Origin of the sequence: Mesorhizobium australafricanum, from assembly GCF_033977265.1 — a bacterium.
GTDB lineage: Bacteria > Pseudomonadota > Alphaproteobacteria > Rhizobiales > Rhizobiaceae > Mesorhizobium > Mesorhizobium australafricanum.
Map to the genome: position 1 here is coordinate 15,935 of NZ_JAVIIT010000025.1, position 13,648 is coordinate 29,582.

The window sequence follows — 13,648 nt, forward strand, 5'->3', positions numbered from 1 at the left end:
CCGTTAACTTTTGCGTGCCGAATTGAGGCAAGGTGGCGCGCCGGCCTTTCCGGCGGGCGCGTAAGGCGGCCCAGATGTCAGGGCCGCCCAGAGCACGATCCCTAAAAGTTGCAGGCTTTTAGGGGGAGATCACGCTTCAAAATAAGATCTAGAGCGGGGTGGCGATTCAAAGAAATGCCGTCCCGCTCTGAATGACAATCGGGTATCAGGCGAAGTACTGGCCGCCATTGGCTGACATGGTCGAGCCGGTGATGAAGCCGGCCTCATCGGAAGCAAGGAAGACGACGCAGCGCGCGATCTCTTCCGGTTCGCCGAGGCGGCCGACCGGGATCTGCGGGATGATGCGTTCGTTGAGCACCTTCTCGTCGATCGCCTTGACCATTTCGGTCGCGATATAGCCGGGGCAGATGACGTTGACGGTGATGCCCGCGCGAGCCCCTTCTTGAGCAAGAGCCTTACTGAAGCCGATGTCGCCGGCCTTGGCGGCGGAGTAGTTGACCTGGCCGGCCTGGCCCTTCTGGCCGTTGATCGAGGAAATTGTGATGACGCGGCCGAACTTGCGGTCGCGCATGCCGCTCCACAGAGGATGCGTCATGTTGAAGACGCCGGAGAGGTTGGTGTCGATCACTTCCTTCCACTGCGCGGGCGTCATCTTGTGGAACATGGCGTCGCGGGTGATACCGGCATTGTTGACCAGCACCCCGACCGGACCGAGATCGGCCTCCACCTGCCTGATGCCGGCGGCGCAGGCATCGTAGTCGGCGACGGACCATTTGTAGACCGGGATACCGGTCTCGGCATTGAATTTCGCGGCCGCCTCGTCATTGCCGGCATAGTTCGCGGCGACCGAATAGCCGGCGTTCTTCAATGCGACCGATATCGCCGCGCCGATGCCGCGCGATCCACCTGTGACGATTGCTACTTTGGACATGTGCTCCTCCCTGTTGGTGGAGGAGCGAATAGGGAGTGGCGAATAGCGAGTAGGGATCTATGTCCCGTCGCGCCGACGCCATTTTTCCCTATTCGCTACTCCCTATTCGCTATTGGCTCAGTTCAGCGCTTCGACGCATAGGGCGATGCCCATGCCGCCGCCGATGCAAAGTGTGGCAAGGCCCCTCTTGGCGCCGCGGCGGCGCATCTCGAACACCAGCGTGTTGAAGACGCGGGCGCCGGAAGCGCCGATCGGATGGCCGATGGCGATGGCGCCGCCATTGACGTTGACGATCGCGGGATCCCATCCCATGCCCTTGTTGACGGCGCAGGCCTGCGCGGCGAAGGCCTCGTTGGCCTCGACGAGGTCGAGATCCTTGACCGACCAGCCGGCCTTTTCCAACGCCCGCTTCGAAGCGGGAATAGGTCCGGTGCCCATGATCGCCGGATCGACGCCGGCGGTCGCCCACGAAGCGATGCGCACCAGCGGGGTGATGCCGCGCCGGGCAGCCTCGGCCTCGGTCATCAGCAGCGCGCCGGCGGCGCCGTCATTGATGCCGGAAGCGTTGGCGGCGGTGACCGTGCCGTCCTTGTCGAAAGCGGGCTTCAGCTTGGTCATGGCGTCAAGCGTCGCGCCATGACGAATATACTCGTCCTGGTCGACGACGGTGTCGCCCTTCCTGCCCTTGATGGTGAAAGCGACGATCTCGTCCTTGAACTTGCCAGCCTTCTGCGCGGCTTCCGCCTTGTTCTGCGAAGCGAGCGCGAACTGGTCCTGGTCGTCGCGGGTGATCTGGAACTGGCGGGCGACATTCTCGGCGGTGTTGCCCATGTGGTAGCCATTGAAGGCATCCCACAGGCCGTCCTTGATCATGGTGTCGATCATCTTGTAGTCGCCCATCTTGACGCCGGCGCGCAGATGCTCGGCATGCGGCGACAGCGACATCGATTCCTGGCCGCCGGCGATGATCACCTTGGCGTCGCCGGTGGCGATCTGCTGCATGCCGAGCGCAATCGCGCGCAGGCCCGAGCCGCAAACCTGGTTGAGGCCCCAGGCGGTGGTCTCCTTCGGCAGGCCGGCATTGATCGAGGCCTGGCGCGCCGGGTTCTGGCCCTGCGCGGCGGTCAGCACCTGGCCGAGGATGACCTCGTCGACTTCCGCCGCCTCGACGCTCGCCCGCGCGAGCAATTCCTTGATCACCACGGCGCCGAGCTCATGCGCCGGCGTGGCGGCGAAACTGCCGTTGAAGGAGCCGACCGCGGTGCGGGCGGCGCCGGCGACGACGATTGAATTGGAAGCGGCCATTTTCTTCTCCAGACTTCGAGGGGTCGTGTTTTAGGCTATCGTTGAAGACTTTTCTTGCCCGTTCAAGGGGCCAAGTCAAACCGGAAATGGGCATGGGCGCAATGCGCGGCAAGCAGAGCGCGCACCGGTTGCGGTAACATGACGTTGACCGCGTGGCGGATTTTGCCATGGCCATGCAGCATTAATTGATGCCGCAGTGCACAAACCACTTGGAATTGTGACGCTTTTGCGCATATCCTCGCCAAAGGGCACAATCGTTACCGGCCGCTTACCGCGAGCGCGCCGGTATCCTGGGGAGGATACGGATGGCCGCGAAAGACGACCCGATCGTCATCAAGAAATATGCCAACCGCCGGCTCTACAACACCGGCACAAGCACCTATGTGACGCTCGAGGACTTGGCCGAGATGGTCAAGAAGGGCGAGGAGTTCACGGTCCAGGACGCAAAGACCGGCGACGATATCACTCATCCGGTGCTGACGCAGATCATCTTCGAACTGGAGAACAAGGACGGGCAGAACATGCTGCCGATCCCGTTCCTGCGCCAGCTCATCGCCTTCTATGGCGATCAGATGCAGATGATCGTGCCGAGCTTCCTCGAACAGTCGATGATCGCCTTTTCGAAGGAACAGGAGCGTTTCCGCGAGCAGATGAAGGGCGCCTTCGGCAAGTCGCCGATGGACATGATGAAGATGCCGACGCCGATGAAGGCGCTGGAAGAACAGACGCGCCGCAATGTCGAGATGTTCCAGAACGCCATGCGCATGTTCACGCCGTTCCCGTCCGCCGGCGGCAATTCCGCTGCCCCGGCCGAGCCTGCGAAGAAGGAAGAGAAGTCCGACGATCTGCAGGAATTGAAGGCGCAGATCGCGGCCATGCAGCGCAAGCTCGACACGATGTCCTGACGGGTGTGCCGCCGCTTGGTGGCGGTCGCGAACGCTCGAGATTGGCGGCAAGGCCTATCCCTTCGTCATCCTCGGGCTTGACCCGAGGATCCATGCCGTGACGCCTGCTGAAGGGCACGACGGCGCAGAATTCTGAACCGTAACAACGCCTTAATGGAACGGCATGGATCCTAGGGTCTGCGCGCGTCGCTTCGCTCCTTGCTCCGCCCTAGGATGACAACGTGAGAGACGTTTCCGCTAATCGCAGTTGGCAGCCACAGCCGTCATCCTCTCTCGTCAGGCCCATCGTAACGCGCGCGCGGCCTGATCAGCCTGTTGCTGGTCACCTGCTCGACGGCATGCGCCGTCCAGCCGACGCTGCGGCCGAGCGCGAACAGGCGGAACGGCGCATCGGCGGGCAGGTGCAGGCTGCGCGTCATCGCGGCGAGAGCGAAATCGATGTTCGGATGCAGCCCGGTCGCGGCAAGAATCGCCTTGCGCAGCCGTAGCAGACCGTCATCGATCCTGAAAGCGGCGAACAGGCCTTCGGCGCGCGGGTCGCCTTGCGGATAGAGCGGATGGCCGAAGCCTGGCAGCGGTCGATCGTGAGCGAGCCAGCGGGCGATCGCCTCATCGGGACCCAGCCGCTCCGCATCCTCGACAAGCGCGATCGCCGCCGCACCGGCTCCACCGTGACGCGGGCCGGCAAGCGTCGCCAGGCCGGCGAGCAGGCAGGCCGCGATCGGCGCGCCGGTGGAGGCCGCGACGCGGGCGGCAAAGGTAGAGGCGTTGAGCTCGTGATCGGCAAGCAGCACCAGCGCCTTGCGGATGAGTTTTGCGCCCACAGCGTCAACCGACCAACCCTGCGCTAACCTGTCATGCACGGGTTCGGAGCCCGGCGTCGCGCCAAGCGCCGTGGCCAGCGCGCTGGTGGCGGCGGCGCCGTCGTGCTGCAGCATGGCCGGCCTGCGGCCGAGTGAGGGCCAGCCTTCGGCCGCGAGCGCCGAGAGCCTGGCGAATGCCGTTGGAGTGCCGCTTTGCCGAGCGGCTGAAGGGGTCAGCGGAGCGAACGACACCGGGGAGTCCGAGCCCCACAACAGGGCAGCCGTTTCCTCAAGTGTCGCCGCCGCCGAGAACGCCACCGCATCCTTGCCGCGATAGACGAGGCGGCCATGCAGCACCGTCGAGATGGACGTGGCGATGGCCGGCTCGCCCCAGGCGATGGCGCTTTCGGCTATCGCCTGCGGGCTCCTTCCACGTTCGCGGCGGGTGGCGAGCGCGGCAATGTCATCGGCGCGGTACTGGCTGCGGCGCGGGTCGGCGTCGTCCGGTTTCATGCCGATACGGCCGCGGCTGACATAGGCATAGAGCGTCTGCGGCCGGACGTTCAGCCGCTCCAGCGCTTGCTCCCGCGTCAGCCATTCCGTCATCTGCCGCCTTACATTGATTATATTGATCAAGATTGATGCATTGATTGTGCAGCATTAATTGCAATGCACAAAAGGTCAAGGAGACGATCATGGCAAATGGGCTCGATGATGTTGTGGCGGCCGACACGGTGCTTTCCGACGTCGATGGCGCGGGTGGGCATCTCACCATCCGGGGCCATTCGCTGATGGAGCTCGCCGGCCGCTGGCGATATGCGCAAGTGGTCCGGCTGCTGTTCGACGGGTTCTTCGACGACCTGCCAAGCGATGCCGAACTGGAGAAGGCGATCGGCAACGCGCGCGTCGAAGTGTTCGACCTTGTGCGGCCGATGCTTACCCAGCTTGCGCCGCTCGACATCTACAGCGGCATGCGAGCCGGCATGGCCGTGCTGCCGGACGGTGACGAGCTTGCCGATGCGCTGCGGCTGATCGCGGCGCCGGCGGTGCTGACACCGGCCCTGCTGCGCCTTGGCCGGGGCGAGACGCCGATCGCTCCCGATGCAAAGGCCGATCATGCCGGCGACATGCTGCGGATGGTCTCCGGCACCGCCTCGCCGGTGCTCGCCATGGCGCTGGACAGCTATCTGGTGACGGTCTGCGACCACGGGCTCAATGCCTCGACCTTCGCGACCCGCGTGGTGGCGTCGACGCAAGCCGGACTGACTTCGGCGATCCTGGCCGGGCTCGGCGCGCTGAAAGGCCCGCTGCATGGCGGCGCGCCGGGGCCGGTGATCGAGATGCTGGACGCCATCGAGGCGAGCGGCGACGCCACCGCATGGCTGCGTAACGAGATCGCGCATGGCGAGCGCATCATGGGCTTTGGCCACCGCATCTACCGTGTGCGCGATCCGCGCGCCGACGCGCTGAAGGCGGTCGTACGGCAGCTCGGTTCGCGCAACGAGAAGAGTGGTGGCGAAACGGGCAGCCGGCTGGCCTTCGCCGAGACGGTGGAACAGGCGGCGCTCGGGGTGCTCAAGATCGCCAAGCCGCAGCGCTCGATCCAGACCAATGTCGAGTTCTATACCGCGCTTCTCTTGGAAGCGGTCGGCTTCCCGAAAGAGGCATTCTCCAACGTCTTTGCCGCCGGCCGTGTCGGCGGCTGGATCGCGCACGCGCGCGAGCAGCGGGAGACCGGACGACTGATCCGGCCGCAGTCGCGCTATGTCGGGCCGATGCCCGATCTCGTCGCCTGATATTGCGACGCGCCTTGATGCAATCCCTCCGCTCACTCGAAGCGGAGAGGTTTTCATGACCGAAATTTCATGTGATCACGCTTGTGTGTTCGTGTTCTTGCCTTGGTCCGTCCTTATATGCTGCACTGCAACATTGGCCGGTCGCCAGCTGCTCCGTCCCGTGACGTGGGGTCAGGCTGGTGGCGCATCGAGACAAGGAACGCCATGGCGAAGAACGGCAAGGCGGAGGAAAAGAAGAAGATCAACGTCGCGCTGCAGGGCGGCGGCTCGCATGGCGCCTTTTCCTGGGGCGTGCTCGACCGTCTGCTCGAGGATGGGCGGCTGGACATCGCGGCAGTGTCCGGCACCAGTGCCGGCGCGATGAACGCGGTGGCGCTGGCCGATGGCTTCGTGCGCGGCGGCGTCGAGGGCGCCCGCCAAAAGCTCGACGATTTCTGGCGGGCGGTGGCCTCGAAGGGCCGTTTCAGCCCGGTGCAGCGCATGCCGTGGGACGTGGTCTGGGGCAACTGGTCGATCGAGAACACGCCCGGCTATGTCTTCTTCGACACCATGTCGCGGGTGTTTTCGCCCTATGTCGCCAATCCGCTCGGCCTCAATCCGCTGCGCGATGTGGTGGCGAAGGAGATCGACTTCGACAATGTGCGCGCCTGCAAGTCGATGGAACTGTTCATCTCGGCGACCAATGTCGAGACCGGGCAGCTGCGCGTCTTCTCCGACGGCGAGATCGACCTCGATACGGTGATGGCCTCGGCCTGCCTGCCGCAGCTGTTCCAGGCGGTCGAGATCAAGGGCGTTCCCTATTGGGACGGCGGCTATGGCGGCAACCCGGCGCTCTATCCGTTCTTCAAGACGGCGGCGACCGAGGACGTGCTTCTGGTGCAGATCAATCCCGTGGTGCGCGAAGGCACGCCGAAAAGCGCCAACGAAATCCAGAACCGCATCGACGAGATCACCTTCAACGCCGGGCTCTTGCGCGAATTCCGCTCGATCGCCTTCGTCAAGGAATTGATCGCGGCCGGGCGCCTGCCGCACGGTGAATATCGCGACATCCGCATGCACCGCATCGATGCCGACGAGGCTTTCAAGGACCTGTCGGCATCGTCCAAGGTCAATGCCGAATGGGCTTTCATCGCCTATCTGCGCGACCTCGGCCGAAGCGCTGCCAGCGACTGGCTGGAGGAAAACTACGACGCCGTCGGCCAGCGGGCCACACTCGATCTTTCGGGCGAGCTCGACGACGGCTTCAAGCCGCTGCACGGCCCGGCGCCGGGCCGGCGGGTCAAGGAATTCCTCGCGGCGCGGCTCAAGCCGGAATCCGCGCGGCGGCGGGCTTAATGCATGTCGCCCAGAAGTGTGCAGCGGTTCTGGGACAACGACATGCATCAAAACAAAGACCTAAGCGCATCGCCCGAATCCGGTTCAGCGCGACGCGCTTTAGGCGCCTCCCTGCCTGTCAGCAAGTCTGTCCCGATTGTCAGTATCTTCCCCAGCGGAACCGGCGGGGCGCTGGATCACGCCTTCAGCGCGATGTAGTCTTACGTCGACGTAAACGGGAGGTAGCGATGCTGCAGACCAGACAGAACGCTCTCGGGGTCAGGTTTGAAGCGCAGTGCAGGGCCTTCGAGAAGGAACCTTTCCCGACGCTGGACGTGCGCAGGGACCGGCTGAAGCGCCTCATGGCGCTCACCGAAAAGCACGAGGCCGAGATCTGCGCGGCGATCGACAGTGATTTTTCTGCCCGCTCGGCCCAGGAAACGCGGCTTGCCGAATTGTTCGTCGTGCGCGCCGGCATCAGGCATGCGCTGTCGCATCTCAGTGCCTGGATGCGCGAGCGCGGCGTCGCCACCAGCCTGCCGTTCCTGCCCGGCCGCAACCGCCTCTTGCCGCAGCCGCTCGGCGTCGTCGGTGTCGTCTCGCCCTGGAACTATCCCTTCCAGCTCGCCATCGCGCCGGCGACCGCGGCTTTGGCCGCCGGCAACCGCGTGCTGATCAAGCCGTCGGAGCTGACGCCGAAATTTTCGGACCTGCTCGCCAGCCTGGTTGAGACATATTTCGCCGCCGACGAGGCCAGCGTGATTGTCGGCGATGCCGAGGTCGGCAAGGCGTTCGTGTCCCTGCCTTTCGACCACCTCCTGTTCACGGGCTCGACCGCCGTCGGCCGCCAGGTGGCGCTGGCCGCGGCCGCCAATCTGACACCGGTGACGCTCGAGCTCGGCGGCAAGTCGCCGGCGATCTTCGATCCGTCCTGCGATCTCGACGCGGCGGTCGCCAGCGTCGCCTATGGCAAGCTGCTCAATGCCGGCCAGACCTGCATCGCGCCGGACTATCTCATGGTCCCGCAAGGCCAGGGCGCGGCGGTTGCGGCAAAGTTCGCGGCGGCAATCGCAAAGCTCTATCCGCGCCTGCGCGACAACCCGGACTATACGGCCATCGTCAGCGAGCGACATCATCGGCGGCTGAGCGACATGGTCGCCGAGGCGCGCGACAGCGGCGCCGAAATCACCGAGGTCAATCCGGCGAATGAGAAGCTCGGCGTCACCGACCGCAAGATGGCGCCGGTGCTGGTCCGCAATGCCGGGGAAAATTTGCGGCTGATGCGCGAGGAGATTTTCGGACCGGTGCTGCCGATCGTCGAATATGGCACGGTGGACGAGGCCATCGATCATGTGAACCGGGGCGAGCGTCCGCTGGCGCTCTACTGGTTCGGCAGCGACAGCGTCAATCGCCGGAAGGTGATGCAGGAAACCGTGGCCGGCGGCGTCACGGTCAATGACTGCATGATGCATCTGGTGCAGGAGCGGCAGCCCTTCGGCGGTGTCGGCGACAGCGGCACGGGCGCCTATCACGGCGAATGGGGCTTTCGCACCTTCAGCAAGGAAAAGCCGATCTTCATCCAGTCGAAGCTCAGCGCCGGCGGCCTGCTCCGCCCGCCCTATGGCAGGACCTTCGAGCGGATATTCCGGCTGCTGAACCTCATCACCTGACAGCTTCAATCCGAGAATGGCGCGGCAAGACTGTGCTCCAATCGGGCAATCGCCGTCGCCTATGGAAGTTCTCCGCATCATCCTGACGGCTGCTGCCAGTAACCGTGGGGAAGGATAGAAAATTATCGGCGCGCCCGCAAAAGCGGCGGTCGGCTCGCAGAAAAGCCCGTATTTGTCGAGCTATTGCGTTCCATGATGCAATGCTCATGCAACTTTTCCGACTATATTGCGCCGCAACTTTCAGGTAGAAGGCGCACTTCGCCTATCACGGCAAATTGAACTGGACCCTGCGCGCACCCATATCGGCCGCGCGCCCGAAGTCGGGAGCGCCGACCTCGCCAGGTCCTGCAACGGAAAAATGACGATGCCGAAATTCAGGTTTCACAAGCTTGCAGCCATTGCTGTGCTCATCGGATTCGCGGCCTGGATGGGAACGGGCGAGTTTTCGTCCGTCGGCAGCGCCGCCGACAAGTCGGTTACCACCGACAAGTCGGTTACCACCGATAAGCACGCTGCCGGCAAACAGGTGCAAGCTGACGCCGGCAAGCCGGCGCAGCCTGAAGCCGGGAAGCCGGAGGCCGCCAAGCCGAACACGGCGCAAGCCGAGCCCAAGGCCGCGCCGCGTACCGTCGCTGTGGTGACGCCGCCGCGCAAGACCTATGCACGCGCCATCCGCATCTCCGGCCTCACCGAGGCCGACAAGCGCGCAGTGCTGGCGACGCGGGTTGCCGGCGTCATCGAAAAGCTGCCGGTCAAGCAGGGCGATCACGTCAAGACCGGCGACCTCGTGCTGATGCTCGCGGCCGAGGAAAAGATCTCGATGGTCGACAACGCCAAGCAGCTTGTCGTGCAGCGCAAGGCCGAGATCGATGCCGCGGAGCGGCTGGCCAAGACCGGCAATCTGCCGAAACTGCAGCTCGATACCGCCCGCTCCAATCTGACCCAGGCGCAATCCCAGCTGGATACCGCGCAGGCCGAACTCGACCGCAACGAGGTCAAGGCCCCGTTCGACGGCGTCATCGACCGCATTCCGGTGGAGCTCGGCAGCTCGGTGATGCAGGGCGGCGAGGTGGCGACGATCCTGAAGCTCGATCCGGTGATCGCCCGCGGCGAGATCAGCGAGCGCGACCTGCGCTACGTCAAGATCGGCGACGAGGCCGATGTGCGCCTGGTCAACGACCAGAAGGTCACCGGCACGGTTCGCTACATCAGCCGCGATGCCTCGTCGCAGACACGTACCTTCCGCGTCGAGGTGGCGATCCCCAATGGCGACGGCTCGATCCCCGCAGGCATGACGGCCGAGATCGCGCTCAGCGCCGAGCCGACCAATGCGGTCATGCTGCCGCGCTCGGTGGTGACGCTGGGCGACAAGGGCGACCTCGGCATCCGCGCCGTCGGCAAGGACGACAAGGTGGCGTTCTTCCCGATCGACCTGGTCGACGACACGCCGCACGGCCTGGTGCTGGGCGGCATCCCGGAAGACGCGCGCATCATCGTCGCCGGCCAGGAACTGGTGAAGGAAGGCGACCCGGTGAAGCCCGTCGAGGCCGACCAGGCGACCATCAGCAAGCTGATCGGCGAAGCCACCGCCGGCACGCAGTAAAGCACGACGCGCCTTTGCCGGGGCAGCCCGGCGGCGACCAGTTCGCAGCCCGAAGAATAACAGGCCGAAGTCATGGATATCGTCAGACTCGCCATCAACAATGCCCGCCTCACAATATCGGCGTTGATGTTCCTGCTTGTCGCAGGCTGGGTCGCCTACCAGTCGACGCCGAAGGAAGCGGAGCCCGACGTTCCGATTCCAATGATGTATGTCAGCCTGATCTATCAGGGCATCTCGCCGGAGGATTCCGAGCGCCTGCTGCTGCGGCCGATGGAAAGCAAGCTCAAGAGCCTCAAGGGGCTCAAGGAGATGCGCTCGGCTGCCTTCCAGGGCGGCGGCTACGTGCTGGTCGAATTCCAGCCGCAGACCGATCTGGCGACGGCGCTGCAGGATACGCGCAGCAAGGTGCAGGACGCCAAGGCCGACCTGCCGCAGGCGGCCGAGGAGCCGACGGTCAACGAGGTCAACGTCTCGGAATTTCCTGTCCTCGTCGTCACACTCTCCGGCGATGTGCCGGAGCGTGTGCTGACTGCAGCGGCGCGCGAGCTGCGCGACCGCATCGAGGAGGTGCCCGGCGTGCTCGAAGGCTCGCTGCAGGGCGCGCGCGACGACCTCGTCGAGGTCGTCATCGACCCGGTGAAGCTCTCTTCCTATGGGCTGCAGCTCGACCAGGTGATCCAGGGCGTCGCCTCCTCCAACAGCCTGGTCGCAGCCGGCAACCTCGAAGGTTCGGAAGGCAAATACGCGGTCAAGGTGCCGTCGCTGATCGAGACGCCGGAAGATGTCGCCAACCTGCCGGTGGTCGCCACGCCGAACGCCGTGGTGCAGGCCAAGGACATCGCCACCATCCGCTCGACCTTCAAGGACGCCGAGACGGTGACGCGCCTCAACGGCAAGCCGGCGATCGCCATCGAGGTGAAGAAGCGCATCGGCGCCAACCTGATCGACACGTTGAACCATGTCAGGGAGGTGTCCGACACCTTCATCAAGACGATGCCGGAAGGCATGCACGTCACCTACACGCAGGACAAATCGGTCTTCGTCAACCAGCTGCTGGGCGACCTGCAGAACCATGTGATGATCGCGGTCATCCTGGTGTTCATCGTCATCCTCTATGCGCTGTCGGGCCGCGCCTCGCTGCTGATTGGCCTTGCCATCCCGTCGTCGTTCCTGATGGGCATCCTGCTGCTTGCCATGATGGGCTACACGATCAACATGATCGTGCTGTTCAGCCTGATCCTGGCGGTCGGCATGCTGGTGGACGACGCCATCATCGTCACCGAATTCGCCGAACGGCGCATGAGCGAGGGCATGCCGAAGGCGGACGCCTTCGCTTTAGCCGCCAAGCGCATGGCCGGCCCGGTGATCGCGGCGACGATGACGCGCATCGCTGCTTTCTCGCCGCTGCTGTTCTGGCCCGGCATCATCGGCGACTTCATGAAGTACATGCCGATCACGCTGATCGTGACGCTGTCGGCCTCGATGCTCTACGCGCTGGTCTTCGCGCCGACGCTGGGCGCGATCTTCGCCAAGGCGCCGGAGCATCACGAGGACGATCATCGCGACGGCTGGTACATGGCTTTGGTCAAGCAGGCGGTGCGCTTCCCGATCACCGTCATACTGCTCACCGTCGGCCTTCTGGTCGGCGTTGGCTTCGCCTATTCGAAATATGGCGCCGGCGTCGAGTTCTTCCCTAGCGTCGAGCCGGATTACGGCCTGCTCTATGTCCATGCCCGCGGCAACCTTTCGCTTGCCGAAATGGACGTCGCGACCAAGACGGCGGAAAACCGCCTGCTCGGCTGGCCGGGGGTGAAGTCGGTCTATACGCGCGTCGGCAAGGCGCAAGGCGGCGGCCAGGATGTTCCAGAAGACGTGGTCGGCGTGATCCAGTACGAGTTCGTCGACTGGCGCGAGCGCAAGTCCGCCAACCAGATCCTCGACGATCTGCGCGGCGTGATGGCGGGCATTCCCGGCGTCGATGTCGAGGTGCGCGTGCCGGAAGCCGGGCCGCCGACCGGCAAGCCGATCCAGATCAGGCTGTCGGCCGCCGACCCGGCCGGGCTCGACGACAAGGCGCGCGCGGTGGCGGCGCGCATCGGGAAGATACCCAACGTCATCGACATTTCGGACGGCCTGCCGCCGCCCGGCGTCGACTGGGCAATCGATGTCGATCGCGCCAAGGCGGCGCAATATGGCATCAGCCCGACTTCGGTCGGCACGGTGGTGCAGCTGGTGACCAACGGGCTCAAGCTGTCGGAATACCGGCCGGCCGGCGCCGATGACGCGGTCGACATCCGTCTGCGCCTGCCGGAGGACCGGCGCACACTTTCGACGCTCGACGAGCTTCGGGTGCAGACCTCGCAAGGGTCGGTGCCGATCTCGAACTTCGTCGTGCGCAAGCCCGAGCCGACCGTCGGTATCCTGAACCGCATCGACGGCGCGCGCACCGTGGTGGTGCAGGCCAATGTCAGCGCCGGCGCGCAGGTCGCGGCGGTGCAGGAGCAGGTCACCAAGGCGGTCGCCGACATGGATCTCGGCAGCGGCATCCGCTGGAAGCTTGCCGGCTCCAACGAGGACAGCGCGGAGGCCAGCGCCTTCCTCGGCAAGGCCTTCGGCGCGGCGCTCTTCCTGATCTTCCTGGTGCTGCTGGCGCAGTTCAACAAGTTCACCAGCGTGTGGCTTGTCTTGTCCTGCGTGGTCATGGCGACGATCGGCGTGTTCCTCGGATTGCTTTTGACGGGCGAGGCCTTCGGCATCGTCATGTCGGGCATCGGCGTCATCGCGCTCGCCGGGGTGGTGGTGAACAACAACATCGTGCTCATCGACACCTATGACCGGCTGCGCGAGGAGGGCTGGGACAAGATGGACGCGGTGCTGCAGACCTGCCGCGAGCGCGCCCGGCCGGTGGTGCTGACGGCGGTGTCGGCCATTCTCGGCGTGCTGCCGATCGCCTTCGGCCTCGGCCTGGAAATCTTCCATCACGAGACGACGATCAACGCGCCGTCGACGCAATGGTGGATTTCGCTGTCCTCGGCGATCGTCTTCGGCCTGTCCTTCGCCACACTGCTGACGCTGGTGGTGACGCCGTCGATGCTGATGGTGTTCACCCGCGCCAAGGTGAAGCCCGGCCAGCGGCGCAACTGGCTCGGCCGCCTGTTCCGGCGCGGCAAGGGCAAGGTCTCGACCGACGAACCGGCCAGCGAGGCCGGCGCCGAGCCGGCGGTCGCCTTCCCGAAAGCCGCGGAATAGTGCGCTTTCACAACCCCAAGGATAAAAGCCGCCCGGGAACTACCCGGCGGCTTTTTGCATTGTCCCTTCGAT

The 13,648-nt window shown here is 64.8% G+C and carries 9 protein-coding genes; 6 read left to right on the plus strand and 3 right to left on the minus strand.

The window, feature by feature from the left end; all coding sequences use genetic code 11:
* Window positions 1–205 precede the first annotated feature (205 nt).
* On the minus strand, window positions 206–931 hold the full coding sequence (gene phbB / locus RFM98_RS29165) for an acetoacetyl-CoA reductase (RefSeq protein ID WP_320311991.1): 726 nt from the start codon (window positions 929–931) through the stop codon (window positions 206–208).
* A gap of 117 nt (window positions 932–1,048) precedes the next feature.
* A complete protein-coding gene (locus RFM98_RS29170; RefSeq protein WP_320311992.1) occupies window positions 1,049–2,236 on the minus strand; it encodes an acetyl-CoA C-acetyltransferase in 1,188 nt (395 codons plus the stop codon).
* Between the two features lie 305 nt (window positions 2,237–2,541).
* Here RFM98_RS29170 and phaR point away from each other — a divergent pair, with 305 nt between their 5' ends.
* Window positions 2,542–3,141 (plus strand): polyhydroxyalkanoate synthesis repressor PhaR, encoded by a 600-nt coding sequence (phaR, locus tag RFM98_RS29175; RefSeq protein WP_320311993.1) that lies wholly within the window; start codon window positions 2,542–2,544, stop codon window positions 3,139–3,141.
* A 263-nt stretch (window positions 3,142–3,404) separates the two neighbouring features.
* Here phaR and RFM98_RS29180 read toward each other — a convergent pair whose 3' ends face one another.
* Window positions 3,405–4,550, minus strand: a complete 1,146-nt coding sequence (locus tag RFM98_RS29180) for a citrate synthase (protein ID WP_320311994.1) — start codon at window positions 4,548–4,550, stop codon at window positions 3,405–3,407.
* A gap of 89 nt (window positions 4,551–4,639) precedes the next feature.
* On the opposite strand from RFM98_RS29180, the gene RFM98_RS29185 reads away from it, so the two are divergent.
* From RFM98_RS29185 to RFM98_RS29205, 5 genes are all read left to right on the plus strand, one after another.
* The gene (locus tag RFM98_RS29185; RefSeq protein WP_320311995.1) at window positions 4,640–5,740 is read left to right on the plus strand and encodes a citrate synthase/methylcitrate synthase; all 1,101 of its coding nucleotides are present in this window, start codon (window positions 4,640–4,642) and stop codon (window positions 5,738–5,740) included.
* Window positions 5,741–5,944: 204 nt separating this feature from the next.
* Window positions 5,945–7,075 carry a patatin-like phospholipase family protein gene (locus RFM98_RS29190; protein ID WP_320311996.1) on the plus strand — a complete coding sequence of 377 codons (1,131 nt, stop codon included), beginning with the start codon at window positions 5,945–5,947 and terminating at the stop codon, window positions 7,073–7,075.
* Between the two features lie 227 nt (window positions 7,076–7,302).
* Window positions 7,303–8,724, plus strand: a complete 1,422-nt coding sequence (locus RFM98_RS29195) for a coniferyl aldehyde dehydrogenase (RefSeq protein ID WP_320311997.1) — start codon at window positions 7,303–7,305, stop codon at window positions 8,722–8,724.
* 364 nt (window positions 8,725–9,088) lie between these two features.
* On the plus strand, window positions 9,089–10,327 hold the full coding sequence (locus tag RFM98_RS29200) for an efflux RND transporter periplasmic adaptor subunit (RefSeq protein WP_320311998.1): 1,239 nt from the start codon (window positions 9,089–9,091) through the stop codon (window positions 10,325–10,327).
* 72 nt (window positions 10,328–10,399) lie between these two features.
* Complete coding sequence (locus RFM98_RS29205; protein ID WP_320311999.1) at window positions 10,400–13,576, plus strand: efflux RND transporter permease subunit; 3,177 nt, start codon at window positions 10,400–10,402, stop codon at window positions 13,574–13,576.
* The last annotated feature ends 72 nt before the right edge of the window (window positions 13,577–13,648 follow it).